Annotated in this window: 23 protein-coding genes, 1 tRNA gene and 5 pseudogenes; 13 read left to right on the top strand and 16 right to left on the bottom strand. The window is 58.9% G+C overall.

The window, feature by feature from the left end:
• Window positions 1-63: 63 nt before the first annotated feature.
• Together AC07VR_RS10810 and rimI are read left to right on the top strand one after the other, a co-directional pair.
• Window positions 64-834: an energy transducer TonB gene (locus tag AC07VR_RS10810; RefSeq protein WP_494991747.1), complete on the top strand. Its 771-nt coding sequence runs from the start codon at window positions 64-66 to the stop codon at window positions 832-834.
• Window positions 827-1,279: a ribosomal protein S18-alanine N-acetyltransferase gene (rimI, locus tag AC07VR_RS10805; protein ID WP_494991748.1), complete on the top strand. Its 453-nt coding sequence runs from the start codon at window positions 827-829 to the stop codon at window positions 1,277-1,279. Before AC07VR_RS10810 ends, rimI begins: the two co-directional genes overlap by 8 nt.
• A gap of 141 nt (window positions 1,280-1,420) precedes the next feature.
• Here the strand turns inward: rimI and AC07VR_RS10800 are convergent, their stop codons facing one another.
• Window positions 1,421-1,825 (bottom strand): serine kinase/phosphatase, encoded by a 405-nt coding sequence (locus AC07VR_RS10800; protein ID WP_495011221.1) that lies wholly within the window; start codon window positions 1,823-1,825, stop codon window positions 1,421-1,423.
• A 150-nt stretch (window positions 1,826-1,975) separates the two neighbouring features.
• On the opposite strand from AC07VR_RS10800, the gene can reads away from it, so the two are divergent.
• A complete protein-coding gene (gene can, locus AC07VR_RS10795) occupies window positions 1,976-2,620 on the top strand; it encodes a carbonate dehydratase (protein ID WP_494991750.1) in 645 nt (214 codons plus the stop codon).
• Between the two features lie 77 nt (window positions 2,621-2,697).
• Here the strand turns inward: can and AC07VR_RS10790 are convergent, their stop codons facing one another.
• The 3 genes from AC07VR_RS10790 to AC07VR_RS10780 all read right to left on the bottom strand — a co-directional run bounded on the left by AC07VR_RS10790 (window position 2,698) and on the right by AC07VR_RS10780 (window position 7,368).
• On the bottom strand, window positions 2,698-3,870 hold the full coding sequence (locus tag AC07VR_RS10790; protein WP_495011220.1) for a hypothetical protein: 1,173 nt from the start codon (window positions 3,868-3,870) through the stop codon (window positions 2,698-2,700).
• A gap of 156 nt (window positions 3,871-4,026) precedes the next feature.
• Window positions 4,027-5,727, bottom strand: a complete 1,701-nt coding sequence (locus AC07VR_RS10785; RefSeq protein ID WP_495011219.1) for an acid phosphatase — start codon at window positions 5,725-5,727, stop codon at window positions 4,027-4,029.
• Between the two features lie 222 nt (window positions 5,728-5,949).
• Window positions 5,950-7,368, bottom strand: coding sequence for a short-chain fatty acid transporter (locus tag AC07VR_RS10780; protein WP_495011218.1), 1,419 nt, complete (start codon window positions 7,366-7,368; stop codon window positions 5,950-5,952).
• 370 nt (window positions 7,369-7,738) lie between these two features.
• Here AC07VR_RS10780 and AC07VR_RS10775 point away from each other — a divergent pair, with 370 nt between their 5' ends.
• The 3 genes and pseudogenes from AC07VR_RS10775 to AC07VR_RS10765 all read left to right on the top strand — a co-directional run bounded on the left by AC07VR_RS10775 (window position 7,739) and on the right by AC07VR_RS10765 (window position 10,535).
• Window positions 7,739-9,052 carry an MFS transporter gene (locus tag AC07VR_RS10775; protein ID WP_495011217.1) on the top strand — a complete coding sequence of 438 codons (1,314 nt, stop codon included), beginning with the start codon at window positions 7,739-7,741 and terminating at the stop codon, window positions 9,050-9,052.
• Between the two features lie 166 nt (window positions 9,053-9,218).
• Window positions 9,219-9,947 (top strand): annotated as a pseudogene (locus tag AC07VR_RS10770) (PAS domain-containing protein); the annotation flags it as partial.
• A 156-nt stretch (window positions 9,948-10,103) separates the two neighbouring features.
• A complete protein-coding gene (locus tag AC07VR_RS10765) occupies window positions 10,104-10,535 on the top strand; it encodes a methyl-accepting chemotaxis protein (protein WP_419117797.1) in 432 nt (143 codons plus the stop codon).
• A gap of 136 nt (window positions 10,536-10,671) precedes the next feature.
• Here AC07VR_RS10765 and AC07VR_RS10760 read toward each other — a convergent pair whose 3' ends face one another.
• The gene (locus tag AC07VR_RS10760; RefSeq protein ID WP_495011216.1) at window positions 10,672-11,193 is read right to left on the bottom strand and encodes a GNAT family N-acetyltransferase; all 522 of its coding nucleotides are present in this window, start codon (window positions 11,191-11,193) and stop codon (window positions 10,672-10,674) included.
• Between the two features lie 126 nt (window positions 11,194-11,319).
• Here AC07VR_RS10760 and AC07VR_RS10755 point away from each other — a divergent pair, with 126 nt between their 5' ends.
• Entirely contained in the window at window positions 11,320-11,919 is a 600-nt protein-coding gene (locus AC07VR_RS10755; protein ID WP_494991756.1) for a flavin reductase family protein, read from the top strand.
• Between the two features lie 249 nt (window positions 11,920-12,168).
• On the opposite strand, the gene AC07VR_RS10750 is transcribed toward AC07VR_RS10755, so the two are convergent.
• Window positions 12,169-13,053: a LysR family transcriptional regulator gene (locus AC07VR_RS10750; protein WP_494991757.1), complete on the bottom strand. Its 885-nt coding sequence runs from the start codon at window positions 13,051-13,053 to the stop codon at window positions 12,169-12,171.
• 133 nt (window positions 13,054-13,186) lie between these two features.
• On the opposite strand from AC07VR_RS10750, the gene AC07VR_RS10745 reads away from it, so the two are divergent.
• On the top strand, window positions 13,187-14,566 hold the full coding sequence (locus AC07VR_RS10745) for an MFS transporter (protein ID WP_495011231.1): 1,380 nt from the start codon (window positions 13,187-13,189) through the stop codon (window positions 14,564-14,566).
• Window positions 14,567-14,614: 48 nt separating this feature from the next.
• Here the strand turns inward: AC07VR_RS10745 and AC07VR_RS10740 are convergent, their stop codons facing one another.
• From AC07VR_RS10740 to AC07VR_RS10725, 4 genes and pseudogenes are all read right to left on the bottom strand, one after another.
• Window positions 14,615-14,983, bottom strand: coding sequence for a cupin domain-containing protein (locus tag AC07VR_RS10740; RefSeq protein ID WP_495011215.1), 369 nt, complete (start codon window positions 14,981-14,983; stop codon window positions 14,615-14,617).
• Between the two features lie 76 nt (window positions 14,984-15,059).
• Window positions 15,060-15,869: an AraC family transcriptional regulator gene (locus AC07VR_RS10735; protein ID WP_495011214.1), complete on the bottom strand. Its 810-nt coding sequence runs from the start codon at window positions 15,867-15,869 to the stop codon at window positions 15,060-15,062.
• Window positions 15,870-15,982: 113 nt separating this feature from the next.
• Window positions 15,983-16,327, bottom strand: coding sequence for a DUF190 domain-containing protein (locus AC07VR_RS10730; RefSeq protein WP_495011213.1), 345 nt, complete (start codon window positions 16,325-16,327; stop codon window positions 15,983-15,985).
• A gap of 12 nt (window positions 16,328-16,339) precedes the next feature.
• A pseudogene (locus AC07VR_RS10725) lies at window positions 16,340-16,518 on the bottom strand (CrcB family protein); the annotation flags it as partial.
• A 359-nt stretch (window positions 16,519-16,877) separates the two neighbouring features.
• Here AC07VR_RS10725 and AC07VR_RS10720 point away from each other — a divergent pair.
• Together AC07VR_RS10720 and AC07VR_RS10715 are read left to right on the top strand one after the other, a co-directional pair.
• Window positions 16,878-17,357, top strand: a complete 480-nt coding sequence (locus AC07VR_RS10720; RefSeq protein WP_495011212.1) for a GNAT family N-acetyltransferase — start codon at window positions 16,878-16,880, stop codon at window positions 17,355-17,357.
• Between the two features lie 60 nt (window positions 17,358-17,417).
• A pseudogene (locus tag AC07VR_RS10715) lies at window positions 17,418-17,665 on the top strand (D-alanine--D-alanine ligase A); the annotation flags it as partial.
• Between the two features lie 233 nt (window positions 17,666-17,898).
• Here AC07VR_RS10715 and AC07VR_RS10710 read toward each other — a convergent pair.
• The 3 genes and pseudogenes from AC07VR_RS10710 to AC07VR_RS10700 form a co-directional block, all read right to left on the bottom strand.
• A complete protein-coding gene (locus AC07VR_RS10710; protein WP_495011230.1) occupies window positions 17,899-18,282 on the bottom strand; it encodes a GNAT family N-acetyltransferase in 384 nt (127 codons plus the stop codon).
• A 221-nt stretch (window positions 18,283-18,503) separates the two neighbouring features.
• Window positions 18,504-20,348 (bottom strand): gamma-glutamyltransferase, encoded by a 1,845-nt coding sequence (gene ggt / locus AC07VR_RS10705; protein ID WP_495011211.1) that lies wholly within the window; start codon window positions 20,346-20,348, stop codon window positions 18,504-18,506.
• Window positions 20,349-20,504: 156 nt separating this feature from the next.
• Window positions 20,505-20,672, bottom strand: a pseudogene (locus tag AC07VR_RS10700) (helix-turn-helix domain-containing protein); the annotation flags it as partial.
• A 333-nt stretch (window positions 20,673-21,005) separates the two neighbouring features.
• Between AC07VR_RS10700 and AC07VR_RS10695 the strand changes: the two are divergent.
• The 3 genes and pseudogenes from AC07VR_RS10695 to AC07VR_RS10685 form a co-directional block, all read left to right on the top strand.
• Window positions 21,006-21,317 carry an isochorismate lyase gene (locus AC07VR_RS10695; RefSeq protein ID WP_495011210.1) on the top strand — a complete coding sequence of 104 codons (312 nt, stop codon included), beginning with the start codon at window positions 21,006-21,008 and terminating at the stop codon, window positions 21,315-21,317.
• Entirely contained in the window at window positions 21,317-21,469 is a 153-nt protein-coding gene (locus tag AC07VR_RS10690) for a hypothetical protein (RefSeq protein WP_495011209.1), read from the top strand. Before AC07VR_RS10695 ends, AC07VR_RS10690 begins: the two co-directional genes overlap by 1 nt.
• Window positions 21,396-21,839 (top strand): annotated as a pseudogene (locus tag AC07VR_RS10685) (FAD-dependent oxidoreductase); the annotation flags it as partial. The gene AC07VR_RS10690 and the pseudogene AC07VR_RS10685, both read left to right, overlap by 74 nt.
• A gap of 80 nt (window positions 21,840-21,919) precedes the next feature.
• On the opposite strand, the gene AC07VR_RS10680 reads toward AC07VR_RS10685, so the two are convergent.
• The 3 genes from AC07VR_RS10680 to AC07VR_RS10670 form a co-directional block, all read right to left on the bottom strand.
• Window positions 21,920-24,145 carry an autotransporter family protein gene (locus AC07VR_RS10680; RefSeq protein ID WP_495011208.1) on the bottom strand — a complete coding sequence of 742 codons (2,226 nt, stop codon included), beginning with the start codon at window positions 24,143-24,145 and terminating at the stop codon, window positions 21,920-21,922.
• Between the two features lie 463 nt (window positions 24,146-24,608).
• A tRNA-Met gene (locus AC07VR_RS10675) sits at window positions 24,609-24,685 on the bottom strand.
• A gap of 77 nt (window positions 24,686-24,762) precedes the next feature.
• Window positions 24,763-26,226 carry an amidase gene (locus tag AC07VR_RS10670; protein ID WP_495011207.1) on the bottom strand — a complete coding sequence of 488 codons (1,464 nt, stop codon included), beginning with the start codon at window positions 26,224-26,226 and terminating at the stop codon, window positions 24,763-24,765.
• Window position 26,227: the final 1 nt, after the last annotated feature.

Raw genomic sequence — 26,227 nt, 5'->3', positions numbered from 1 at the left:
GGGCGATCTTGGGCGAAGGGCGGTAGAATCCCCACTCTTTAGTTATCCACAAGTGGCCGACCTTTGCTTATCGAGTCCCGTCGCCGCGCTTATCTGACCGCCATGCAGGTGGTCAATTGGCTGCCGCGCACCGAATTGCCGTTTGCTGCACCATCGCGCCCAGAGTTGCTGGTGATGCCTGAGCCGCTGGTCGAGCCGGTTGCGCATGCTCCAGTTGCCAAAACGGCTGCCGAGCCTGTGGCCAGGCCTGCCGAGCGGGCGAAGATCGAAGTGCCGCGTCCGACGAGCGTGAGCAAGCCGGCGGTCCAGGCCCAAGAGGCTCCAGCCCCGGTGGCCAAGGCGCCGCAAGTGCCCCCGCCACGTTTCGCCTTGCAACTGCTGCGGGCCGGTGCTTGCCTGCTGCTGGTAGAGTTACCCACAGGCGAAGCCTTCCAGACCCGCGATCCTGCCTATTTATTGCTTAAAGACCTGCTGCGCGCCGCCGGTCTGCCGGACAGCCCGCAAATCGTTGGCGAGCCAGTGCGCTGGCCATTGCTGGTGCGCGGCACGATGGATCAAGGCCCTGAAGCGGCCCGCGACTTCGTGCAGGGTTTTGTTTCGGCACGTCTTGAGGACGCGCCCTGCGTCTGTCTATGGCTGATCGGCCTGCCAGCAGTACGTTTTGCTGGTGAAGCGAATGCGCAATCCTACAATCTGGAACTGCAGGTCGAAGGTCTGGGCTCGGTCTGGGCGCTACCTGGCCTGGAACTATTAATGGAAGAGCCACAGCGTAAGGCTGATGTCTGGCAAGCCATGCGTCGGCTGATGGCGCGCTGGAAACGTAACGATGAGTGATGCTGTAACTTTCCGCCCGATGACCGAGGCGGATCTCGATGCTGTACTGAAAATTGAATACGCGGCGTTCAGCCATCCCTGGACCCGCGGCATTTTTCTGGATGGCCTGGGCAAGTATCAAATCTGGCTGATGTTCGAAGGCGAGCAACAGGTGGGGCACGGTGTCGTTCAGATAATCCTTGATGAAGCGCATCTGCTGAACATCACGGTCAAGCCGGAGAACCAGGGCCGCGGCCTCGGTTTGCGCCTGCTGGAACACTTGATGTCTCGCGCCTATGAAGTAAAGGCACGGGAATGTTTCCTGGAAGTGCGTGACAGCAACCGAGCGGCCTTTCGGTTGTATGAGCGCTATGGTTTCAACGAAATCGGCCGCCGCCGCGATTACTACCCGGCAGTGGGCGGGCGCGAAGACGCGGTGGTTATGGCTTGCACGTTGGTCGACTAGATAAGAAGCTCCCATAGGAGCTGCCGCAGACTGCGATCTTTAGCGGGCTGCGCCGCGCTGCAGATTCAGGACCGACGTCATAACGTCAAAGACCTGCGGCAGCTCCTGTGGGTTTGGCGCTTTTCCAGTGATACGGATGCGCTACCGATTACCATCCACGGGGTCAGTTTCCGCCATTTCGGCTTCATCCAGGCCATTGCCGCCACCGATTTCGTCTTCATCGACGATGCTCAGGTCCCAGTCGGCCGGTTCATCGTCACCGGCTTCATGGGCGTCGCGCGCTCCGTCTTCAAGTATCATGGTTTCCTGGCTGAGGTCGTCGTCGGTTGACTCATGGTCAGGTGTCGTGGCGCCAGTCATGCCAGCTTCGTGGCCACGCTTGGGCGGTTGTTCTTGATAGCGTTCGCTCTCGGGCGTCAGCTCAGAGATGCGGCCACTGGTTTCTTCATCATCGAAGTGCAGCTCCTCCATCGTGCCCATGCGATCGTCGTTGTCATCAATGGGCTCGGGTTGCGGAGCGCCGTAGGGACGTCGTGATTCGGTCATGGCAATTCCTCATAATGTGGGGCCTATAGGATGGACAGGCCCTACCCTTTAAGATTCCACGGTATTCCCCGCTTGGCTAGTTGCATTCTGAGCGTGACCTCGACCGGCGGTCGTCTGTCAAAACAGCGCATCATTCTTGAGGCTTCAAAGATGAACGAACTACAAGATCTGATTGATAACAACGAGCGCTGGGCGGATGCGATCAAGCAGGAAGATCCTGACTTTTTCGCCAAACTGGCTCGCCAGCAAACCCCTGAATATCTATGGATCGGCTGTTCAGATGCTCGCGTACCGGCCAACGAGATCGTTGGCATGCTGCCTGGTGACCTGTTCGTCCACCGCAACGTGGCCAACGTGGTGCTGCACACTGATCTCAACTGCCTGTCGGTCATCCAGTACGCGGTGGATGTGCTCAAGGTCAAACATATCCTCGTCACCGGTCACTATGGCTGCGGCGGTGTGCGCGCCTCGATGCAGGATCGTCAGTTGGGTCTGATCGACGGCTGGCTGCGTTCGATTCGCGACCTTTATTACGAACACCGTGAGCCGCTGGCCCTGTTGGCTACGGAAGAAGAGCGGGTTGATCGTCTCTGCGAGCTGAACGTGATTCAGCAAGTGGCCAACGTCGGTCATACCAGCATTGTGCAAAACGCCTGGCATCGCGGACAGAGCCTGTCGGTCCACGGTTGCATCTATGGCATCAAGGACGGCCGCTGGAAAAGCCTGAACGCGACTATCAGTGGCTTTGAACAACTACCGCCGCAATATCGATTGCGCCCGGTCGGGGCGATTTAACGTTCGCTGCTCAAAAGAGTCTGTGCCAGTGCTCTATCCTGCGTCAGCAACGTCTGACGCAGGATAGGCGGCTGGATTTACAGGTGCGAGGTGGCCACCGAAGGCGCCGGTGCGGGGGCTTTCAGCTGGTCCAGCTGAGATTTGATTGGGGTTGTAGAGCATTTGGCCTGAGCTTGTTCGGGTGTCAGATTGCGGATTGAGGTGTAGAACAACTCACAGGTTTTTTCTTTCTGGGTGACTTGCCAGGTTTGCGTACAGCTTTTCAACTGCGCATCCGGATTACTTCCTGGTTTGCTGCCCATCCCGGCCTGCCAGCACGCGGCACTCAAGTCCTGCCCCATGACTTTCAAGCCGGCGGCATCTGCCTTGGCTTCATCGCCGTTATAAGTCGCAGGGTCTGCCGCATACCAGATATAGCTTGGGTGATTGGAGCCTAGAACCGGCACCTTCACGCCTTCGGTCGGGCTGATCTCTGCCAGGCCCAGCACACTTACGGTCGCACCATATTGCTGCTTGATCCAGTTACGCACCGGTGCGCCGAAGGCAACCATTGGCAAGGCTGCGCCACTGGCGTTCAGGCTGACTTCCTTGACCATGGTGATCTGGTAGTCCTTGAAGTAGTCGTAGACGCCTTCCAGGTCCTTGCCAGCGGTGGAGGGCGCTGCAATCGGCGCGATGTCGATGATGGTCTGGTAGCCCGGCGTCTGTTCGGCGGGAATGTCGTTGGCCGTCAACAACGTGGCCCAGCGATCGGTGGTCTTGGATTCCAGATAGTCCTGCGCCTGGGTCAGCGAGTAGTCCGGCGGGAAGTGCAGCAACTCGACACTCTTGCGGTTCTCCAGCGCCATTCCCAGCGGCAGGAACAGATACCAACTATAAGCCCACTTGCCGTCGGCATTCAGTTTGCTTGCGCCGTTGTAGGCCAAATCTCCGGCATTGAGCAGCGCCGCAAGAGGTTTCTCATAACCGGCAGGCACACCGCTGATCGCCGCATAAAGCTGATCGTTGTCGGTTTTGACGCTGACTTTCGCCGCGCTGTAGCCATCGCGTTGCACGCTTTGGGTCAGGTAGTGCTCGACGGTCTGCTCAAGCGTCCAGTTACGGAAACAAATCACATCGCAGTTGTTGGGGTAGGCGAACAGTCGGGTGACACGCTCGGTGCTGCCCAGCTTCAGGTCGGCGTTGGCGTGTACGGTTGCACTCAAGGTGAGGGCGGTGAGGGTCAGGGCGAGTCCAGCGACTTTCAACATGCTTGGCTCCTTGTCAGCAAAGACCCCGTTTGTACGGGGCGGACGTCCATACTGGAGCAGTAACGGGTGACAAAGAAGTAGGTGGGAGAATCTTTTTTCAAGATGCTGGCGACCGCTCACAAAACGGGTCTGGAGCGGTCAAATGCCAGGTTTCAATCAAACCGCAAAGTGCAACGCATTGCTCAAATCGCCCATTGGCTTCTGCCCGCGGGCTACCATCGCCTCATCTCGCTGCTTGAGCCCGTCGAGTTTCTCCAGCTGAAATACCCGAGTAATCAACCGCAGAATCGAAGCGGTGTCATAGACCGCATGATCCACCGTGCCTTTACGGGCGAACGGCGAGACCACCAGCGCTGGCACCCGCGTTCCAGGGCCCCAACGATCACCTTGTGGAGGGGCAACGTGATCCCACCAACCGCCGTTTTCGTCGACTGTGACCACGACCACCATGTTTTTCCATTGCGGACTTTCGCGCAGCACCTTCAGGGCGCGGACAATGTGCCGGTCGCCGGATGCGACATCGGCGTAACCGGCGTGCATGTTCAGATTGCCCTGAGGTTTATAGAAACTCACGGCCGGCAGTTTTCCTGCCTCGGCATCGGCGAAGAATTTGTTGGTGCCTGATTCATCGCCCAGGCCAGCGTCCCGCAAGCGCTTGCTGCGCTCTCCGGGATTCTCCGGACCCTGTCGTTTGAAATAGTTGAACGGCTGATGGTGGTACTGAAAGTTCGGAATCTTCGGAATACCGCCCGAGTCCTTGTACGCATCCAGAGTCGCTTGCCAGGCACCGGCGTACCAGGCCCAGTCGATGTTGTTCTTTGAGAGTTTGTCGCCGATGTGCTCGTGAGTCTGCGGGACCAGGACATTGGGCAAGTCGGGTTTGGAGTATTCAGGGCGTTCGGGATCGCGGATCCATGTCGGCCAATACGGCGGAGCCAGGGTATTGACCGCGTAGCCGTCGGGCGTCAGAGCGCTGGGGCCGAACTGCGGCGGGCCGGTCATGGCGCTGGCCGGTGATTTCTCCAATGGCTTGAGGCGAGTGTCCAGCGGGTCATCGCTCTGCAATGAGGCGATCTGCGCTTTGGCCACCGAGTTGGCGGCGTCCGGATAAAACGGCACGGTGGCGCTGATCAGATACTGATGGTTGAGAAATGAACCGCCGAAAGCGCCCTGGAAAAAGTTGTCGCAGAGCACAAACTCTTTGGCCACATCCCACAAACGCAATGAATACCGGCTTTGGGCGTAATGCCCCATGGTCAAGCCACCGGAGTCAGCCCAGGCGACGAAACGGTCGTTCTTGCCACCGTTGATCTGCATCTGATTTTGATAGAACACATGCCACAGGTCGCGGGTGACCAGTCCGAATGGCAAATCCTCACCGTTCGGGCCTTTGAGGGCGAACGGGGCATTGGGCAGGTGTTCCTGAAATTGGGTTTCGTTTGGGTAAGTCACACCATCGAGGGTTTGCGGGCCGATTTGCAGCACTCCGCCCCAGGCCGGTGGCAAAGTTTCCAGCAGACTGCCGTCACGGTCGTGTTGCTGATAATCGGCAGGTTTGAGTGATGACAGTGGCTTTTCCACACCGGGAAAGTCGCCGAACAAATTGTTGAAACTGCGGTTCTCGGCATAGATCACTACCACGGTTTTCACCTGATCGTGCAGTGCCTTGTCCAACTCGGCAGGCGACAGCGGACGCTCGGCAGGTTTACCTCCCTCATCGCCATTGCTGCCGCAGGCGCTCAGCGTCGCGCCGACACCTAAAACCGCAACGCCGCCAAGGAAGCGACGGCGGCTGGTGTCGGTGGGGTTGTCCACTTCAAGAGATTGCGCGCCGTTGCCTTCTTTTTCGTCAGTCATTCGGTTTTGCTCGCTGGTTCGTTAAATAGTTACAAAGTTTTTCGGTCGAAAGGTAGCAATGAAACATGACCGAAAGGCTACACGGGGGCTCTAGGTCAGGGGGCAGTCTGGATGAAACAGCGGAACTTTTGGTTTCGCAGATGTTTCATTAGCTTTCAGGTTGATTGCAGATACGCCTTCGCGGGCAAGCCCGCGAAAGGTCGCGAAGCGGTCTCGATTGACCTACGGCATCATCGGCGGCACATGCGTCAGCGTCGTCCCAAGTGCCCACAGCAGAAACAGCACCAGAGGTGCGTGTACCAGCAACTGCACAAACGAAAAGCCGATCAAGTCTCGTGCCTTCATCCCGAGCACGCCCAGCAGTGGCAGCATGTAGAACGGGTTGATCAGGTTTGGCAACGCTTCGGCAGCGTTATAGATCTGCACGGCCCAGCCCAGGTGGTACTTCAGGTCGTTGGCGACTTGCATGACATAAGGCGCTTCGATGATCCATTTACCGCCGCCTGAGGGGATGAAGAAGCCCAGCACCGCCGAATACACGCCCATCAGCAGGGCGTAGGTATCGTGGGAGGCGATCTGTACGAAGAAGGTCGAGATATGGTGCGCCAGGGCTTGGCCGTCGGAGCCTTTGACCACGGTCATCAGCGCGGCGATGGAGCCGTAAAGCGGAAACTGGATCAGCACGCCGGTGGTGGTGGGTACTGCCCGGGCCACCGCATCGAGGAAGCTGCGCGGACGCCAGTGCAGGAGTGCGCCGAGCATCAGAAACAGGAAGTTGTAGGTGTTCAGACCGGAGATCGCACTGATTGCAGGTTTGGTCGAAAACTCATGGAACAGCCAGCCTAGCGCCAACAGCACCAGCAAAATCGTCAGCACCGGACTGTATTCCAGCCATTCGCCAGGGCGTGTGCGTGGTTGCGGTTCAGGGATGCTGAAACCCGGGTCGACACCGCAAGCCTTGGCATCCCGGGCGGTAGCCGGGCCGGGCGCGGTGGCGTAGGCGATGGTCAGCGAGACCACGATCAACGCCAGCAGCAACACGCCGGACTGCCAGAGAAAAATGGTTTGGGTGAACGGAATCACACCTGTGATCGACAGAATCGACGGCGGCAGGCTGGCGGGGTTGGCTTGCAACTGCGCGGCGGATGAAGAAAGCCCCAGTGCCCAGACTGCGCCCAGCCCCAGATAGGCTGCGGCACCCGCGGCGCGGTAGTCCATGTGTAAATCGGTGCGACGGGCCAGTGCGCGAACCAGCAATCCGCCAAACACCAGCGACAGGCCCCAATTCAACAGCGATGCGACCATGGAAATCAGCGCCACCCAGGCCACGGCGGAACGGCCGTTCTTCGGGATGTTCGCCAGACGATCGATCAGCTTCACCGCTGGCGGCGAACTGGCAACCACGTAGCCGCCGATGACCACAAAGGCCATTTGCATAGTGAACGGAATCAGGCTCCAGAATCCGTCGCCGAAGGCCATGGCGGCCTCGGTCGGTTTGGCGCCGATGGTCATGGTCGCCACAGAGACAATGATGACTGCCAGCGCAGCAAACACCCATGAGTCAGGAAACCAGCGCTCGGCAAAGCTTGAGCAATGCAGGGCAAAGCGGGCATAGCGGCTATCTTCGATATCAGCGGCCATGAAAATACCTCAAGGATTTTTATGTTTATTGTGGTGTCCGCAGAGCAGCAGTGGCTCTTTTGGTCGTGAGCGAACAGTAGATCAATCCAACTTTTGTTGCCGAAGCTATTTGGGTTTTTTGCAACGACCTTTGTCTGATTGACGTGCTTTATGTGGGGGGGATCCCGGCTTTGACATTCATGCGAGCCTGCCTATGGCGACTTTCCTGATTGTGCTGTGGGTTGGAAAGTGCCCGAATATTGGTTTCGCCCGGTTGAATTCAATGCACAGAAAATCGCTAAAAACCAACCCAGTGACCTGGTCGGGTTGTTCCTGAGGGCTTTTGCGTAGACCATTGGCGCCGTGGTTTTGCCTATTCAGGGTTTGTTTTATGACTGCCATTACCGATTTACGACCGGCGCCGTTCTCCCGGTCTGACTACAAAACCCTAGGGCTGGCGGCCCTCGGTGGCGCGCTGGAAATTTACGATTTCATCATTTTCGTATTTTTCGCGCTGACCCTCAGCCAGCTGTTTTTCCCACCGCAAATGCCAGAATGGCTGCGCTTGCTGCAAAGCTTCGGGATCTTCGTCACCGGATATCTGGCGCGACCGCTGGGTGGGATTCTGATGGCGCATTTCGCCGATCAGCTGGGGCGCAAGCGGGTTTTCAGCCTGAGCATTTTACTGATGGCACTGCCGTGTCTGCTGATCGGGATCATGCCGACCTACGCCCAGATCGGCTATTTCGCACCGTTGCTGTTGCTGGCGCTGAGGGTGCTGCAAGGCGCGGCGGTGGGCGGTGAGGTGCCGAGCGCCTGGGTGTTTGTCGCCGAGCATGCACCGGTCGGCCATCGCGGCTATGCCTTGGGTTTTCTGCAGGCCGGGCTGACTTTCGGTTATCTCATCGGAGCGCTGACCGCGACGTTTCTGGCGCAGGTCTACTCCCCGACAGAAATCCTCGATTACGCCTGGCGCTATCCATTTCTACTGGGCGGGGTGTTTGGCGTGGTGGGCGTTTGGTTGCGTCGCTGGTTGAGCGAGACACCCGTGTTCATGGCTATGCAGGCCCGCCGCGAATCCGACGCCGAACTGCCGCTGCGTACCGTGCTGCGTAACCATCGTAAGGCCATGCTGCCGGCGATGATCCTGACCTGCGTCTTGACCTCGGCGGTGGTGGTGTTTGTGGTGATTACCCCGACCATGATGCAAAAAACCTTCGGCATGACTGCCAGCCATACCTTTGCCCTGAGCAGCCTGGGCATCGTTTTCCTGAACATCGGCTGTGTTCTGGCCGGGCTGATCGTCGACCGCATCGGTGCCTGGCGCACGGTGATGCTCTACAGCCTGCTACTGCCGCTGGGCATTGGCGTGCTTTATACCTGTCTGATCGCCGGTGGCAGCTGGATCGGCGTCGCCTACGCTATCGCCGGCCTGAGTTGCGGGGTGGTCGGCGCGGTGCCGTCGGTGATGGTCAGCCTGTTTCCGGCGCGGATCCGCGTCTCCGGGATCTCCTTCACCTACAACATCGCCTATGCGCTGTGGGCAAGTATCACTCCGCTGTTGTTGATCGGTTTGATGCCCTGGAGCCCATGGGTGTGCGTGATTTATTGCGCAGTGATGGGCGCGCTCGGAATGGCTAGCGCGGCGTATTTCGGTTCGCGTGTGCAGCGGGTTAATTGTGGCGCGGTGGTTTCTGGCATTTAGAAACGTCATTCACGGGCAAGCCCGCTTCCACACGGGCTTCGCAGCCGACGCGGCAAACTGCCACTATTTTTGCAGAGCAACCTCGAGCCGCTCTTCAGAAAAGTTTTGCGTGGCCGATGGCTTGGCTGAATGCCGCTCTTAACCCTGCCCATCGGTAAATTTTCCCATGTTCAACAAACGCTTGAAGCAGGAGCTGTCGGCTCTTCGCGAAGAACTCTCCAGCCTTGTACAAGTGAAAGAAAGCCTGGAGAGCGAGATGCTCGTCATCAACCTTGACCCCGATGGACGGGTTCAATCAGCCAATCAGAATTTCATTGCCGAGATGCTCTATAAGAGCAGTGATTTGCTCGGGCGGCACATCGAAGACATCGTCCCGGCCCATGTGAAAACGGATGAATTTCACCATCGTTTCAAGGCCGCGCTGACCCGCGGTGAGCACTTTGCCGGGGCGGTTCGCTTGCTCAGAGGCAACGGCGAGGAAGCCTGGCTGCGCTCGATCGTGCAGCCTGTCAGAGGCTCGGACGGGCGGATAAAGAATTTTTCGATTTACGCCAGCGACCTGACCCGCACCATTGAAGCTTCCCGTGAGCACGAAAACCTGATCGGTGCGTTGGTGCGTTCAACGGCGGTGATTGAGTTCGATATGAGCGGTAACGTGCTGACGGCCAACGACCGGTTTCTCAACGGCATGGGTTACAGCCTGGCGCAGATCCAAGGTAAACATCACCGTACGTTCTGCGCGCCGGAGGAATACAACAGCGAGGCATATCAGGGGTTCTGGAAACGCTTGAATGCAGGCGAGTTTGTTGCCGACCGCTTCAAACGCATCGACAGCCATGGTCGAGTGGTCTGGCTGGAGGCCTCCTATAACCCGGTGACCGATGCTAATGACAAACTCTACAAAGTCGTCAAATTTGCCACGGTGATCACTGATCAGGTGAATCGGGAACAAGCCGTCGCCGAAGCCGCGAATATCGCCTACAGCACTTCGTTGCAGACCGACAGCTGCGCCCAGCGCGGCACCACGGTGGTCACTCAGGCAGTGAATGTGATGCGCGATCTGGCCAGGCATATGCAACAGGCCGGCGAAGGTATCGAAGCGCTGAATGAGCAATCACTGGTGATTGGCACCATCGTCAAAACCATCAGCGGCATCGCCGAGCAGACCAACTTGCTGGCGCTCAACGCCGCGATCGAGGCGGCCCGTGCCGGCGAGCAAGGTCGGGGTTTCGCGGTGGTCGCGGACGAGGTTCGACAGCTGGCCTCGCGTACCAGCAAAGCCACCGACGAAATCGTCGGGGTGGTGCGCCAGAACCAGGACATGGCTCGTGACGCCGTGGCCTTGATGAGCGATGGCAAACTCCAGGCCGAACAAGGCCTGGCGCTGGCCGCCGAAGCGGGCACGGTGATTGTCGAGATTCAGGACGGTGCGCAGAAAGTGGTCAGTGCGGTGGGGCAGTTTGCGAATCAACTGTCGGCGTAAATGCTTTACGCGGAACTGTGAAGAGTGGGCTATCCCTGTAGCAGCAGGCTCCGCCAGCTGCTACGGACCGCGTAACGGCCGGCAATCTCATGCCATGTGTCAGACGAGACCCGGCTTTTTGCTTTCCGGGAAGCGCTTAGTCTTTCCGGTGAATTTCATAGTGCAGCAGGTCAAACCATTCGCCGTGCAGCAGAAAACTCTTGCGCGAGTGGCCAAACTGCTTGAAGCCACTGACCTCAAGGACTCGGATCGATCCAGCGTTTTGCGGTCGGGCCGTTGCCTCGACCCGCATCAGCGACAGCTCATCAAAGGCGATTTCCAATCCCAGACGAACCGCTTCTTTAGCGAGACCGCGTCCGGTGTATTTGGAGCCAATCCGGTATCCCAGCGCCGCTGACTGAAAATGCGGCCGCTTGATTTGGGTCAGATTGAGTCGTCCCACGAGAATGTCATTCTCGCGAACAAGAAATTGGTACGCGAGGTCTTGAGCGGCGTCCTGAGCTGCTGTTTCGATTGCTCTCGCCACGCCTTCCCGAGAGTAATAGTCCGCAGGTCGGGCATTGATCCAGCTCTCGAAAAACGCCCGGTTGCCGAGTTCGAACCCGAGCAATTCATCTGCGTCGTTTTCGTGGGGGGCTGCGATATTCAGTATTGGCATGACGTCAGCGCCTCAATCCATTGTGCGAGGGGGCTTTCATCTCACGATCGGCAATCGGATTCAAGCTCGTAATCCACGCCTGCCGTATACCGTTACAATCGGCTCTTTTCTCAGGAGCAGACAGCCATGAGCGTTTCCCACCGTCGTCCGGTTCCCTTGTCCAAAGCCTACCGTCTGCTCAACCACGGACCGACCGTACTGGTCAGCGCTGCCCACGCCGGGCAGCGCAATATCATGGCCGCCGCTTGGGCCATGCCGCTGGATTTCGAACCGCCGAAAGTTGCCGTGGTCCTCGATAAATCCACCTGGACCCGACAACTGCTCGAAGCCTCGGGCACCTTCGTACTCAACGTTCCTTGCGCCGCTCAGGCCGATATCGTGCAGACCGTAGGTTCGACCTCCGGGCTCGAACTGTCTCAGGGCGAAGGTCGCGATAAATTCCAGACCTATGGCCTGCAAACTTTTGCCAGCGATATCGTCGAAGCGCCGATGCTGGAAGGTTGCGTCGCCTGGCTGGAATGCCGGCTGTTGCCGGAGCCCCACAACCATCAACAGTACGATCTGTTCCTGGCCGAGGTGATATCCGCCCAGGCAGACGAGCGAGTCTTCAGCGACGGCCGCTGGCACTTCGAAGGGCAGGATGCGCTACGCACCCTGCACCATGTCGCAGGCGGGCATTTTCTGAAGATTGGCGACCCTGTGGATGGGAAGACGTTGCAGGATTGAACACAGTGGTTCTGATCCAGGCGGGGTCGATTCCGAACTACTTCATGGCTTCAGCATCACCGTGCATATCAAGCAGCATCGGCGCGTCGCTCATGACGATTTCACGCATAAACAGGCGATCAGTTTCGAGCCTGGGGAAGTCGTTCAATGAATGTCCTTATTCGTTGGTCGGGAGGTCCTGGGGCATTTGAAAAGACCACGGCATTTCATCTTGACACAAGCTCAAGGCGAGATCATTTCAGGCTTGGCTCACCAACGGGCTTGCCCCAATGCATCGGCAAATGCCATCAGCTTCGGCGAGTATTGCCGTGACGGCGGGTAGACCAGAGAAAGTGCACGGCTGCGGCCGGCATAGTCCTCCAGCAGCGGTACCAGGCGGCCATCACCTATCGCGTCCTTGACGGCGAACGTCATCAGTTGGGCAATACCGTAGCCGCCGAGCACAGCATCCACCAAGGCGTCGCCGATATCGAAGATCAGCCGGCTACTGACGCTTATGTCGCGCACTTTGCGGTCCAGCATGAACTGCCAGTCCACCAAACGGCCACTGCGCAGATTGCGCACGCTCAGGCAGTTGTGCTGTTGTAGATCGTCGACCGTTTGTGGCGTGCCATGGCGTGCGAGGTAATCCGGTGATGCCACTGTGACCCAGCGTAACGGTTGCATTGGGCGGGCGATCAAGCGCTGGTCCTGGATTTCTCCGGTGCGCAGTACCGCATCGAAGCCCTCATCGACGATGTCCACCAAGCGGTCGGACATCACCGCCTCGATGCACAGGTCGGGGTAACGCTGAGTCAATTCGCCGATGACCGGCATCACCACTTTGCGCCCGAACAACGAGGGAGTGCTGATCTTCAGCAACCCGGACGGCGAGCAACGACGGTCCAGCAGCAGCTTCTCGGCTTCAGCAAGTTCGGCGAGCAGTGGTGCGCTGCGTTCATAGAGCACCTGGCCGTCTGGCGTGAGGCTGACGCTGCGGGTATTGCGTTGCAGCAAGCGCACACCCAGCTCGCTTTCCAGCCGCGAGATGGCTCGGGACAGACCTGATTGCGTGAGCCCCAGATCACCGGCGGCGCGGGTAAAACTGCGAGTCTCTGCGACCCGGACCAGCAAGCGGACGGCGTTTAGATCCATGATTAAAGTCATCACTGAAAGAGCTGGATTGGTATTTATCATTTAATCGGCATCAAAGACACTGGCGCCTCTTCATTTCTGGAAAGGACGCGCAAAGATGCCCTCCAACCGTTTACCCAAGCCCTCAGGCTGGATGCTTTTGCTGCTGGCCGCTGCGCAGCTGATCATCGCCCTGGACGCGACCATAGTGTTTGTTGCGTTGCCTGAGATCGGCAGCCATCTGGGTTTTTCCGCGCAGCAATTGCAGTGGGTGGTCAGCGCTTACAGCGTGGCCTTCGGTGGTTTCCTGCTGTTGGGCGGGCGCGCGGCTGATCTGTTGGGCAAGCGCCGCTTCTACGTGGTGGGACAAGTGCTGTATGCGTTGGCGTCGCTGGCCGGCGGGTTGGGTGGCAGCGCATTGCTGTTGGTATTGGCACGAGCGGTACAGGGCGTGGGCGGGGCGATGTTGTTCCCGGCGACGTTGGCGTTGATCAACACCCACTATGCAGAAGGGCCGGCGCGTAACCGTGCCTTCGCGATATGGAGCGGCGCTTCGGCGGCAGGTCTGGCCCTGGGCGCGTTGTTGGGTGGTGTGTTGACTCAGTGGTGGGGCTGGGAAGCGGTGTTTCTGGTCAATGTCCCGTTGGCTGGAGCCTGTGCCTTGGCGGCACGGCGCTGGATACCGGCCGATGGAGAACGGCAACGCGGGCGCCACTTCGACCTAAGTGGTGCATTGACCGTTACTGTCGGCGGTACGCTGTTGGTGTTCGCCATCGTTCAGGGCCCGGAGTGGGGCTGGACGGCCCCCGCTACCCTCGGTTGTATGGCGTTGGCGGTCGCGTTGCTGGGGCTGTTCGTCTGGATCGAGCACAAAGGCCACGACCCATTGATGCCGCTGCGCCTGTTCAGCTATAGCGAGTTGCGCATGGCGATGCTGCTCACGGCCATATTCATGAGCAGCTTCGGCGTGCAGTACTACTTTTTGACGCTGTACTACCAACAGGTTTACGGCTACAGCGTGTTGCAGTCCGGGTTGGCGTTCCTGCTGCCGACCCTGCTCTGCACCCTGGGCATATGGTTGGCCGAACGTTCGCTGTTGAAACTGGGGCTGCGCACTACTCTGGTCAGCGGCTTGCTGGCTGGCGCTGTCGGAATTGCGCAGGTGTATTTCGCGCTGCCTGACGGCGCGGGCTATTGGCGGTTACTGCCCGGGATCATCATCCTCAGCATTGGCCAGGGCATGACCTGGACCGCCATGTGGGTGTCTGCGGGGCAAGGTATCGCGCCGGGTGAACAAGGTGTTGCGGCAGGTATGGCCTCTACCAGTCAGCAGATCGGTGGCGCTCTGGGATTGGCGCTGTTGGTTTCTTTGGCCAACACCGGATTGAGCGGCGAGGGCAATGCAACGCTGGCGAGAGGGATCGAGCTGGCGATAGGTGCCAGTGCGGTGATTGCCTTGGTGGGCGCGGCGTTAGCGTCGCGACTGCGCAGCCGATTGCAGGCTGGATTGGTGACGATAGGGGAACACTGCTGATGGTTGGAGAGGGGCTGATTAAAACAGCCCCGGTCACATCCAGTGGTTTCAGATCCACACATCACTCACTGCTGTCCGTTCGCCACCTTCGTGCCCGGTGTTCAGCACTCCCTTGGGCTCGATCAGCAGCAGCTTGACCTCATACTCGGCAAAGGGTTTGTGCTCGACGCCTTTGGGCACGACAAACATCTCACCCTGGGAGACAGACACCTGGCCGTCGCGAAAGTCGATGCGCAGTTGACCTTCGAGCACGATGAAGGTCTCGTCAGTATCGGCGTGGTCATGCCAGATGAAGTCCCCTTGCAGCTTCACCACCTTGAATTGGTAGTCGTTCATTTCGGCGATGACCTTGGGCGTCCATTGCTCGCTGAACAGGTTGAGTTTTTGCGCAAAGTTCAGACTTCGATAATGGTTCATGAGGTTTGTCCGCTGACTGATCGTGAACCCACGATAGCCAAGGCGGCAGCGTGTTTCTTGTACGATTGTGCAGCCATCAGCGTCCGTGCATTTTCAACCAGCGCGCTGGCGACAGGCCGTAGGTTTTGCTGAACTGTCGGGTCATGTGGCTTTGATCGGTGAAACCGGCGATCAGTGCCGCGCTGACCAGTGGCTGGCCCTGCATCAGCAATGAGCGGACCAGATCCAGGCGGCGCATGGTCAGGTAGCGGTAAGGGCTGGTACCGAACAGCAGGCGAAAGTCCCGCGACAGGCCCCAGCGATCCCGGCCGCTGTGCTCGGCCAGTTCCTCCAGTGTCACGGTGCGATCCAGTGCGCCGTGCATGAATTCCCGAGCCCGTTCTGCCGCCAGGTAGTCGAAGCTCTGACGGGGCGCTGTCACGCCTGACACGGCACTCAAGGCATTCGCCAGGTCGAACAGCGCGTCCTGTTCTTCCAGTGGATCAAGGGGGCAGTCCAGGCTCTGCAGCAACACATTGGTTACCGCGTATAGCCGTGGGTCGTCAGACAGGCCAGTCTTGATAAAGGGCAAAGGCTTGCCACCGAGCACCTGCTGAATCAGCGCCGGCTCGATGTACATCATCCGGTACTTGAAACCATCCTCGGTGCCCGCCTCGCCGTCGTGGACTTCATCCGGGTGCAGCACCATGGTCCCGCCCGGCAGGCTATGACGCCACGCGCCGCGATACTGAAAGCTTTGCACGCCAGCAAGCGTGCGGCCTATCGCATAGGTGTCGTGACGGTGCAGGTCATACCCGTAACCCGAGAAGTACGCTTCGATGCGCTCCAGGCCACTGGTGCGGGGCGCGCGGTGGAGCCAGTCGGTGTGGCTGTTGTGTTTGCCCATGGGGGGCGGTCCTTGCTCTGTGTGCGCAACGAAAATACGGTAACGCACTGCGAACCGGCTGTCTTCATCGGACCCGAAGGCTTTTTTCAAGGTGCCTTCTTCTCATTGCGCGGTCATTCGGATGGGTGAGAGGACTTCTCGGCTTTTTTGCCGACCGTTCCAAACTCAATCGGGGTCTTGGTGTAGAACAAGGAAAAGTCCTCGGTCTCCAGGCGCTCAAACAAGCGCACGCACTCATCTTCGGTAATCGCCAGCCGAATCTCGGTGGGCTGGTCGGCCAGCTCAAAAAAGTGCGCGGAATGCAGGCGGCCCGTATGCCCAAAACCCTCGATGGCGGTTGCCAGTGTGGCTCCGCGCAGCCCCATTTCTTTCGCTAAATCGACGATCCAGTCACCCAGCATTTTGCCGTGGTAGCGACGACTCTGCTGAGTAAAGAAAATCACCAGGAAACCGCTCATGATCAATCTCCCTTAGCGTGCGCTTAACAGTTGGAACGAAAGAAGGCCCCCAGCGATCATCGCCAGCGAGCCCGCGACGTGGAGCAACATGGCGCCCGTTGCCTGCTGAGTCTCCCTTCCTGGATCAAGCCTGGGGTTTGTGCCGAGAACGTAGTCAGGCCCCCGCAGAAGCCGGAGATGACCCGTAATTTCAGCATAGCTGCCAACTTCCTCGTTAGAGGCCGGAGCCGACAATCGCGGGGAAGAGGTTGTTTTAAGGTGCAGAGCCTTCTAAAACGGCTGTTGGTCCATACGTCTGAATTCGAGTAGAAATACCCAAACGAGCGCGGTTACCCATGGCGCCATGACTTCACCACAACAACACAAGGATGGTTTGTTCGATGAAGCTACTACATCTGAGGCACGCCGGTCCGTTGTCGTTGCGGGTATTGAAGCGTGGCCAGGCTCTTTGTCAGCAGTCGGGTTGAGTGCGTTTGCAGCTCAATCGCTGAAGAGCAGGATCGCAGCGAATAACCGCGACGACACACGCAAAATGTCAGGAGACTAAAAAATGAAATTTGGCTACCGACCGGTAGAGGAACAGGACGTCCCACGGATTTGCAGCTTTGCCCGGAACGAGGAGGAGTTGTTTTTCTTCTTTCCCGCGGCCACCTGGCCGTTGACCCATGAGCAACTGCGCAACTCGATTGCCCAGCGATCAGATTCGACGGTGATTGAGCAGGACGGGCAAGTGGTCGGTTTCGCCAACTTCTACCGTTGGGAAACCGGGGGAGCCTGCACCATCGGCAATGTCATCGTCGATCCCGAAATGCGTGCGGGCGGGATTGGCGGGCACCTCATCAAGCACATGATCGAGATTGCGCTGACCAAGCACCGCGCCAAGGAGGTGACGCTGTCTTGCTTCCACCAGAACCTTGCAGGACTGCTGTTCTATCCCAAACTCGGGTTTACGCCTTACGCCATCGAAGAGCGCAAAGACAAAAAAGGCGCGCGGGTGGCGCTGATTCATATGCGCTTGGCACAGGCCTGAGTCTTTTGCTGGATGCGATTGCCGGGTCAAGAAACCGTATTTTCAAAATGAGGCTGGATGATGAGCAAGTTGCGGGTCGGGTTATTTTTGGTGGCCGCTCGGCAGAACATGAGGTTTCGCTGCAGTCGGTGAAGAACATCGTCGACGCGCTGGACCGCTCGCGCTTCGAGCCGATGCTGATCGGCATCGACAAGCAAGGAAGCTGGCACCTGAATGACACCTCGAACTACCTGATCAACCAGGAAAACCCGGCGCTGATCGCCCTCAACCAGTCGAACCGCGAGCTCGCCGTGGTGCCAGGCAAGTCTAGTGGCCTGTGTGGTTAGTTCTGTTAGTCAACTTCGGCGCCACAAGCCCCTATCCTGCGTTGCTGTTCCTCGCCATAGCGGGCTATGACTCGTCACAGCGCCTTGGCCAGGGACTTCTGGCATCCGAATTTGAACTAACGAACTAACCGTACAGGCCACTGCCAGTAGCTGCTGGGGCATGTCGACGTGATCTTCCCCATCGTTCACGGCACCCTCGGTGAGGATGGATGCTTTCATGGTTTGGGCCACCGAACAGCTTCGCGAATGTAATTGATATCCCACTCGCTTTCGTCGACTCGCACAAATCCATGACGTTGATAAAAGCGATTCGAGTCACTGCCGCGCAATGCGCCCAGACGGATCGGGAGTCCTTCCTGGGCGGCATTGTCGAGAACGGAACACAAGGCTGCCGAGCCAAGGCCTTTGCCTTGATGTTCTGGCATGACGTACAGATGCTCCAGGAACAAGTGATCAGCTTTTCGCCTGATCTGAAGAAAGCCTGCCCGTTGACCATCACTGACGATGAAGCTGCACAATGCTGGTTCAAACGTGGCGAGAAATCTGACGCGCGCCCTTTGCGGATCAAAGCGACCAATGCGCTCAAGACTTTCTTGCATCGACGCAATCCGCATCAGGACAAGGACTTCGGCGTCGTCCTGCGTGGTGGCTTCGAATGCGATGTCCATGCTTACCTCCGTTCAATCCATGAGTACTGAAACGACTTTGCCTCATCGCGATGAGTGCTTCGTCGATAATCGGCAAATTCAGGCATTGAGCTGTAAGTACGCAGTTCGCTGATCTCTTCTGCTCTTTTTGGATGTCAGCAGCCTAACCTCGATCAATCCCCCAGCGCTTCACCCTCACGCCGCGGATCGGCGCCGCCAGCCCATGAAGCTTTGCCTTGAGCATCGCGGACACGGACGATGGCTTGGGTGCCGCTGGTCATGTCGATCTCGTTCACGGTATGCCCTTTGTCTTTGAGAGCTTGCACCAGTGCGGGTGTGAATTGCCCTTGCTCCAATTCGGTCGGGCCGTTGCGGCTGCCAAAGTTGGGCAGGCTGATGGCGGCTTGCGGGTCCATGTTCCAGTCGAGCATGGCCACCACTGACTTGGCCACGTATTCGATGATTTGCGAGCCGCCGGGAGAGCCGACTGTGGCTACCAGTTCACCGCTCTGGCGGTCGAAGATCAGTGTCGGAGCCATGGAGGAGCGCGGACGTTTACCGGGTTCGACGCGATTGGCGACGGGTTGGCTGTTTTCCTCAGGGACGAAGGAGAAGTCGGTCATCTGGTTATTGAGCATGAAGCCCTGAACCATGAGGTGAGAGCCAAAGGCCGCTTCCACCGTGGTGGTCATCGACACGGCACCGCCCTGGTCGTCTACCGCCACTACCTGCGAGGTGGATATCCGCATCGGCGAACGGTCTGGAGCGTACGCCACCTGGATGCCGGCCGGGTGGCCGGGCTTGGCCGTACCCATGCTGTGCTCACTGATCAAGGCTGCTCGACCTGCCAGATAGCTGGGGGCGACCAGGCCTGCGATCGGGACGGGGACGAAGTCTGAATCAGCCACATAGAGCCCGCGGTCGGCATAGGCCAGACGCTCGGCTTCGGCAATCAGGTGCACGGCTTCAAGTGCAGGTTCTGTTCCGGCCGGGGCGTTGGTTTTGACCGGCTTGAGCGGCGGCAGGGCAAAGCGGCTATCCCGTACTTCCAGCGCCTGCAAGGTGCCGAGGATTTGCGCGACGGCTATCCCGCCCGAGGACGGCGGCGGCATGCCGCAGACTTGCCAGCGTTTGTAGTCGGTGCACAGCGGCGTGCGCTCTTTGGCAGTGTAGCCTTGCAGATCAGTCATCGACAGGCTGCCGGGGTTGGCGTTGCCCTGAACCTTGGTGACGATCTCGTGGGCGATCGAGCCTCGATAAAGGGCATCCGGACCTTCTTTGGCAATCCGTTTCAGAACGCCGGCCAAGTTTGGGTTTTTCAGCAAGGTACCGATGGCTTTCGGGCTGCCGTCGGCATTCAGGAAATACTCGGCCATGTCCGGCGAGCGCGGCAGGAACGGGTCAGACGCAATCATCGCGTGAAGCCGCGGCGAGATCGGGAAACCTTGCTCTGCCAGGCGAATGGCCGGTTCGAACAATTGCGCCCACGGCAGACGACCTTGTGTCTTATGGGCCAGTTCAAGCGCACGCAATGCACCTGGTGTGCCCACCGAACGACCGCCAATCTGTGCCTGGCTGAACGGCATCGGCTTGCCGTCAGGTTGCAGGAAGAGCTTTTCGGTAGCACCTGCCGGCGCGGTTTCGCGTCCGTCATAGGCGCGCACTGTTTTGCCGTCCCAGAGCATGATCAGCGCGCCGCCGCCAATGCCTGAAGATTGTGGTTCCACCAACGTCAGTACCGCTTGCATCGCGATCGCGGCATCGATCGCCGAGCCCCCCTGACGCAACATCTCACGCCCGGCCTCGGCTGCCAGCGGGTTGGCTGCCGCCGCCATGTGGCGCGCGGCGTATTGGGTGCGCATGTCGGTGCGGTAACCCGAGGCGATTTCCGGGGCGACCGGTAGAGCGCTGACGGAGGGTGCAGACGGCGGGGTATTGCAGGCCGCGAGGGTTAAAGCGGCGGCTATCAGCGAAAGGGCAGATAGGCGGTAGTGGCTCAAGTTGAAGGCTGAGAACACGCGGGGCACTCCGTCCGTGGGTAGATGAGGTATCGAGCGCAGCCAATAGATGCGCTCGCGTGCGGGGGAATGTATCGGCCGACAGCGGTAGACGCAACGCGTTGGACGATTTTGCTGGCTGCTCAGGCGAGCGTCTTCGATGCTGCTCCTATCGTTTCAGAGCAGGGTTTTGGAAAAGTATCGACTGGGTGTCTCACCCAGCACCCTGCGAAATACGTTAGTGAACGCGCTGGGACTGCTGTAGCCCAGATCCATCGCCACTCGAGTAACAGGTTCTCCGTTTCCCAAGCGAACCACGGCCGCCAGCAAGCAGGCCTGTTCCCGCCGATCCCGCTGTTGCTGCTCACCTGGTTAGCTCACGGGGCAGCGCCGTCCATGACCCTGGTAACGCACCTTGATCGAGTGGCAGTGTTCTCGCTCCTGTTTCTCGGACACAGGGTTGACGTCCGTGAGGGTTTTTCCATCGCGCTTATCCTGTCAGCACTCGCTGTTGGCTTGATAAAAGGCCGGCCCCTGTTCGTGCGCGATGCCCGGTCGGGCGAATAGTGAGAGCCTACGCGGTGTTGTTCATCGGCAATGACGGAGCCTGATTTTGCGTGTTTAATCGGGCAAGCAGCATCAGCCCACGCTTTTTCTCGATAAGTCGGAGTTAGCTACATGGAAGTGATTAATCAAATGCGCCCTGACGAGTGTCAAGGCATGGAAGACATCCGGCGCGAGATCGATCTCCTCGATCGGGCAGTCATCAAGATGCTGGGAGCGCGCTTCAAATACGTTCAGGCCGCGTCGAAATTCAAAACCTCTGAAACCTCTGTGCGGGCCCCGGAGCGTTTCCGCGCGATGCTGGCCAAGCGTCGTGAATGGGCGGAAACCGAAGGTCTGAGCCCCGAAGCGATCGAAAAGCTCTACACCGACCTGGTCAATCATTTCATCGAAGAAGAGATGAAACACTGGAAGGCCCATCGCTGATGGAAAACCAATACGACGTCGTCATCGGCTTGGGCGCCATGGGAGCGGCGACGCTCTATCAACTGGCAAAACTGGGCATCCCCGTGCTTCATCCTGACCCACGGCCCGAACGAGAGCGACGCCTGCTACGGTTTCCCACCCATGCCGGGTGAGGGCAGCATGAAAGTCGCCACCGAGCAGTTCGACGTCAGCACCTCTGCGCAATCGATCGACCGAACCACTAGCCTGACGCAGGCAGAGACTTTTTATCGTGCGCACATGAAGGGCCGGTTCGCTGGCGTATCAGCGGATTTACTCAAATCCAGCGTTTGCGCTTACACGGTGACCCCGGATTTCGGCTTTATCATCGACGAGCATCCTGAGCTTCGGAATGTAACGGTAGTCAGCGCCTGCTCCGGACATGCCTTCAAGCACTCGGCAGGAGTTGATGAGGCATTGGCGCAGCGATTCGCTTATGGGCAAAGCGACGTAGATCTTCTGGCGTTTTCAGTCGGGCGGTTTGCGCGACTGTTGGAAAACTGATTCCGAGATCATTTGAAGGTTAAACGCCCATTTTTCATGACTGAAAAATGGGCGTTATCAGGTCAGCTGAATCTAACGGATCAGAACTGCCAGCGCACCTGCACGTCACCGGTATTGGCGGTGTAACCGTTCGCCGCTTCCAGGGTGTACTTCGCCCCCAGGCTGAGGTTTTCGCTGTGCAGCAGCGTGACGCCCAGTGCCAGGACCCCGGTGTCATTGACCGGTTTCGCCCCCGGGCTGGTGAAGCTGGTGGCGCCCGAGGTATCGGCGGCATAGTTGGCGACCGATTGCAGGCTGGTGTCGTGGTACTCATGACGCCAGGTCAGTTGCGCCGACGGTACTACGCTGCCGTAGGACGTGGCGAAGGAGCGTTCCAGCTTGGCGCCCAGATCGCTTTTGAGCGAACTGGTGCTGGTGGAATCGACATGTAGTGCCGCGCCGTTGCCGCCGGTTTCGGTGAAGCTGTCCTGGCGCAAGGTGCTGTAGGTCAAGCCGGCAATTGGCGTGAGGACGGTGTGGGCCAGCGCCGCGCCGAGGTCGATCGGGTAACCGGCCTGTGCGGAGGCAATGTACTGCATCCCGTCGTGCTGGCCTTTGGCCGAACCGCTAAAGCCGGTGAAGTCGATTTCACGCGTGGTGTCGTATTGGTGCTGAACGGCACCGGCCGACAGGTCCAGGTACCACGGCTGGCCTTGGTAGCTGGCATAGCCGAACAGGCCGTAGGACTTCACGTCGGCGGAGCTGCCGGTGTTGTCGCCGTCATTGTTCACCGTGGTTTTGGTGTAGCTGAACAGACCGCCGGCGCGCCAGCTGTCGTTGAGCGCGGCATCGGCCCCCAGCAGCAGGCCGCTGTAGTGGGCGTGGTAGCCGGCCACATCGTCGCGCTCACCCAGACGAGAACTGCCGCCAAAGGCCTGGCCCCAGAGCCCGGTGTTGCTGGCGCTTTCACCGGTGGCGACGCCGCTGCCGAGGTTGTCGTTCTGCGCGGTGCGCAGGCCTTCGAGGTGCGCCGTGGTGACATTGAGCACTTGCACCGTAGACGCGGTAGACGCCTGAGTGGCAGCCGTCAGGTTCGCGGTCGGACTCAATTGGGCCCCGGCGTGGTTGCCGGCGGTCGGGGAGTCGAGGGCCGCGGCGGTGTTGAACAGGTTCATCAGGCCGGCATCGTAACCGCCGTAATTGAACAGCCCGGCCAGCGGGGCGACACTGCTGGCACTGGTGGCCCGATTGATCGGCGCATAAGAAGGTGTGACCGGACCAACCGGAGGCGTCGCAGGTATGGCCGCACCCAGGGTCACCAGCAAGTCGGCATGGGAGCCATCGGTCACACTGGTGCCCACTGCGTTATAACCCGGGACCGTGTAGTGAAGGCTGCTGGCATTGTAGGCCGTGCCAGCGGTGTTGGCCTGAATCACGATGTATCGCTGGCCTTGGGCAAAACCATAGCTGCCAAGCTTCTGCAAACCGACCGTGGAGCCTGCAGCGATGTTCGCCTTACCGGACACCACCAGGCGCCCATAGCCGCTGTCGGTGCTGATATCACCGGTGGTCACGGCATTGTCGGCCACACCGAGAATCAGGCTGGCGTCGCTGCCTTGGTAGTAATTGCCGGTGATCTTGATCGTATTGTTGACCTGCAGCGTGCCGGTAGTGTCATTGGCGGCAGTTTGAGTGTCGACGTTGATGTGGTCATTGAGCAACTGGTTGCCCGGCCCGAACACCACATTCGAGCCGATACTGCTGATCAGGCCGATGTTGGTGGCGCTCACACCGCCCGTGCCTGCGCCGGTCAGGATGCCAAACACCGATCCTGGACCGCCATTGATCGTCATGTTCGACGCGGAGTCATTGCGGATCGTGCCGGCGATGGTTCCGGAGTTGGTTATGGTGCCCAGCGTCGAGTGTGGACCGGTATAAATGGCGAACCCATTACTTGTGACAGTGCCACTGTTGTTCAGTGTGTTGAGGGTGTCGATGTTGTGAATGCCAAAGGTGCCGCCACTGATGGTGCCACTATTGCTCAACGTATCGATGTCGTAGCTGCGAATACCGGCATTGCCGCCAGAGATGGTGCCGCTGTTGCTCAGCGTACCGATTCTGCCCGAGTTCCTGATACCTGCACTGTTTCCACTGATAATGTTGCCCGCCGGGTTGTTCAGCAACGTGAGCGTGCCGCTGTTGTCAATGCCATACTCATTGGCCCGAGCGACGCTGACCTGGCCAGCTGCCAGTGCCGAAGCGGTGGCGATGGCCAGGACTGTCAATCGGCTTGGTGTCTGTGAGGGCTGGCGTGTAAAAGAGTGCATGAGGTACTCCCTGTAATATTCCTGTTATTTTCGTAAAAGTCTCGTTGAGACCTTCGGAATCAGCCATGCAGAACAGCGCAGGCCCGTGATTCACTCCCTGGTTGGCAGTCTAGTAAGGTTCTTGCGCGATTGTGCGGAGCTTTACGGGGAGGGGGGCATTGAGCGTGCGTCTGGCCGTCAGGTTTTACTCTGAATGCAGGCCGCCGGCATCCAGCTCGCGGTACTCCCAGGCGTTCGGCTTCAGTCCCAAAAGGGCGGGCTGATTAGGGCAACGTTTGATGTTGGAGCGTTTCATTTCCTTGTATCCCCTTGGTTCAGTTTTCTTGCAAGGAGTCACAGGGGGGATATATGGAAGGAAGGTATGGGGGGATGCAAGGACAGATAGCCAGAAACAAGAAAGCCCGCACTAGGCGGGCTTCTTGATTTGTTTATAGACTGCTGTAGACATCTATAAACAGGTACTTGGTGGCTACACAGGGACTTGAACCCCGGACCCCAGCATTATGAATGCTATGCTCTAACCAACTGAGCTATGTAGCCAAGTGGCGCGCATTATTCGCCGAGAAGGGAAAAGCGTCAAGCGTTTTTATTGAAAATTTATCTACGCTATCAATTGTTTATCGAAATACCTCTGTCAGCAGGGGCGCCGGGTAACGTTGGAACCACTGACTGGCCTGTTCATAAGCGTGGGCCAGCTGCAGTACGGCGAAGTCGGCCTGGTGCCGGCCGATGATTTGCAGACCCATCGGCAGGCCGTTCTGGCTGAAGCCGACCTGCACGTTCGCCACCGGGCATCCGCAGAGGGTGCCGGGGATGACCACTTCCATCCAGCGGTGATAGGTGTCCATGGTCACACCTTCGATGGAGGTCGGCCAGGGAGTGGTTTTATCGAACGGGAAGACCTGGGCGCTGGGCAGCAGCAGGTAATCGTAACGTTCGAACAGTTTGCTGATGGCGCGATACCAGTTGCTGCGGGTCACTGACGCAGCGAAGACGTCGCTGGCAGAGAGCTTCAGGCCATTTTCGATTTCCCAGCAGGCCTCCGGTTTCAACTGTGTGCGCTTTTGCGGGTCGGCATAGGCAGCGCCCAGGGAGCCGGCGACCATCCAGTGACGCAGGCTGCGCCAACTGTTCCAGAGCTGTTGCGCAGCGAAGTCCGGTTGCGTGGCTTCAATGCTGCAGCCAATGGCTTCAAAGTCGGCGAAGGCGCTCTGGCAAAGCTCGAGAATGCCTTTCTCCATCGGCAGATAGCCATTGAAGTCGCCGAGCCAGCCGAGGCGGGTGCCTTTGAAGTCGCGCTCCAGTGGTGCGGCGAAGGCGTTACCGGATTCGGCGATGGACAGCGGTGCTCGCGCATCCGCGCCGGCCTGTACCGAGAGCAGCAGCGCGGCGTCGCGTACGCTACGGCCCATAGGGCCTTCGTAGCCGAGTTGGTCGATGAACAGGTCGGCGCTGTCATCGAACGGCACCCGGCCCTGGGATGGGCGAAAGCCGAACACGTTGTTGAACGCTGCCGGGTTGCGCAGTGAACCCATCATGTCGCTGCCGTCGGCCACCGGCACCAGGTGCATGGCCAGCGCTGCGGCGGCACCACCGCTGCTACCGCCTGCGGTTTTGCTCGGGTCGTAAGCGCAGCCGGTGGCGCCGAACAATGGGTTGTAGGTCTGTGAGCCGAGGCCGAATTCCGGGGTGTTGGTCTTGCCGATAATGATCGCGCCAGCGGCCTTGATCCGCTCGGTCATGATGCCGTCGCGCTCTGGCACGAAATCTTTGTACAGCGGTGAGCCGAGCGTGGTGCGGATGCCACGGGTCAGCGACAGATCCTTGATGGCATGGGGCAAACCGTGCATCCAGCCACGGTAGAGACCGCGAGCCAGTTCTGCGTCGCGCAGGTCTGCCTGGGCCAGCAATTGGTCAGCCGGTTGCAGGCTGATCAATGCGTTGACCAATGGGTTGAAGCGCTCGATGTGGGCCAGGTAAGTCTGCATCACTTCCCGACACGACACCTGGCGCAGGCGAATGCGTTCGGCGAGTTCGTGGGCCTGCAGCAGGACCAGTTCGCTGATGTTATTGGAGGTCATT

The sequence above is a fragment of the Pseudomonas sp. GW821-FHT02H09 genome, assembly GCF_059421425.1.
This window is presented reverse-complemented; position numbering and strand designations above follow the sequence as displayed.

Excerpts from the sequence above, each read along its gene's own strand:
- AC07VR_RS10780 (WP_495011218.1), bottom strand. The coding sequence starts at position 7,368 with ATGGCCGCTGATATCGAAGATAGCCGCTATGCCCGCTTTGCCCTGCAT.
- rimI (WP_494991748.1), top strand. The coding sequence starts at position 827 with ATGAGTGATGCTGTAACTTTCCGCCCGATGACCGAGGCGGATCTCGAT.
- AC07VR_RS10735 (WP_495011214.1), bottom strand. The coding sequence starts at position 15,869 with ATGGGCAAACACAACAGCCACACCGACTGGCTCCACCGCGCGCCCCGC.
- can (WP_494991750.1), top strand. The coding sequence starts at position 1,976 with ATGAACGAACTACAAGATCTGATTGATAACAACGAGCGCTGGGCGGAT.
- AC07VR_RS10690 (WP_495011209.1), top strand. The coding sequence starts at position 21,317 with ATGGAAAACCAATACGACGTCGTCATCGGCTTGGGCGCCATGGGAGCG.
- AC07VR_RS10730 (WP_495011213.1), bottom strand. The coding sequence starts at position 16,327 with ATGAGCGGTTTCCTGGTGATTTTCTTTACTCAGCAGAGTCGTCGCTAC.
- AC07VR_RS10695 (WP_495011210.1), top strand. The coding sequence starts at position 21,006 with ATGGAAGTGATTAATCAAATGCGCCCTGACGAGTGTCAAGGCATGGAA.
- AC07VR_RS10760 (WP_495011216.1), bottom strand. The coding sequence starts at position 11,193 with ATGCCAATACTGAATATCGCAGCCCCCCACGAAAACGACGCAGATGAA.
- AC07VR_RS10680 (WP_495011208.1), bottom strand. The coding sequence starts at position 24,145 with ATGCACTCTTTTACACGCCAGCCCTCACAGACACCAAGCCGATTGACA.
- AC07VR_RS10755 (WP_494991756.1), top strand. The coding sequence starts at position 11,320 with ATGAGCGTTTCCCACCGTCGTCCGGTTCCCTTGTCCAAAGCCTACCGT.
- AC07VR_RS10710 (WP_495011230.1), bottom strand. The coding sequence starts at position 18,282 with ATGCAAGAAAGTCTTGAGCGCATTGGTCGCTTTGATCCGCAAAGGGCG.
- AC07VR_RS10670 (WP_495011207.1), bottom strand. The coding sequence starts at position 26,226 with ATGACCTCCAATAACATCAGCGAACTGGTCCTGCTGCAGGCCCACGAA.
- AC07VR_RS10800 (WP_495011221.1), bottom strand. The coding sequence starts at position 1,825 with ATGACCGAATCACGACGTCCCTACGGCGCTCCGCAACCCGAGCCCATT.
- AC07VR_RS10740 (WP_495011215.1), bottom strand. The coding sequence starts at position 14,983 with ATGAACCATTATCGAAGTCTGAACTTTGCGCAAAAACTCAACCTGTTC.
- AC07VR_RS10750 (WP_494991757.1), bottom strand. The coding sequence starts at position 13,053 with ATGGATCTAAACGCCGTCCGCTTGCTGGTCCGGGTCGCAGAGACTCGC.
- AC07VR_RS10720 (WP_495011212.1), top strand. The coding sequence starts at position 16,878 with ATGAAATTTGGCTACCGACCGGTAGAGGAACAGGACGTCCCACGGATT.
- AC07VR_RS10785 (WP_495011219.1), bottom strand. The coding sequence starts at position 5,727 with ATGACTGACGAAAAAGAAGGCAACGGCGCGCAATCTCTTGAAGTGGAC.
- AC07VR_RS10775 (WP_495011217.1), top strand. The coding sequence starts at position 7,739 with ATGACTGCCATTACCGATTTACGACCGGCGCCGTTCTCCCGGTCTGAC.
- AC07VR_RS10745 (WP_495011231.1), top strand. The coding sequence starts at position 13,187 with ATGCTTTTGCTGCTGGCCGCTGCGCAGCTGATCATCGCCCTGGACGCG.
- AC07VR_RS10765 (WP_419117797.1), top strand. The coding sequence starts at position 10,104 with ATGCGCGATCTGGCCAGGCATATGCAACAGGCCGGCGAAGGTATCGAA.
- AC07VR_RS10790 (WP_495011220.1), bottom strand. The coding sequence starts at position 3,870 with ATGTTGAAAGTCGCTGGACTCGCCCTGACCCTCACCGCCCTCACCTTG.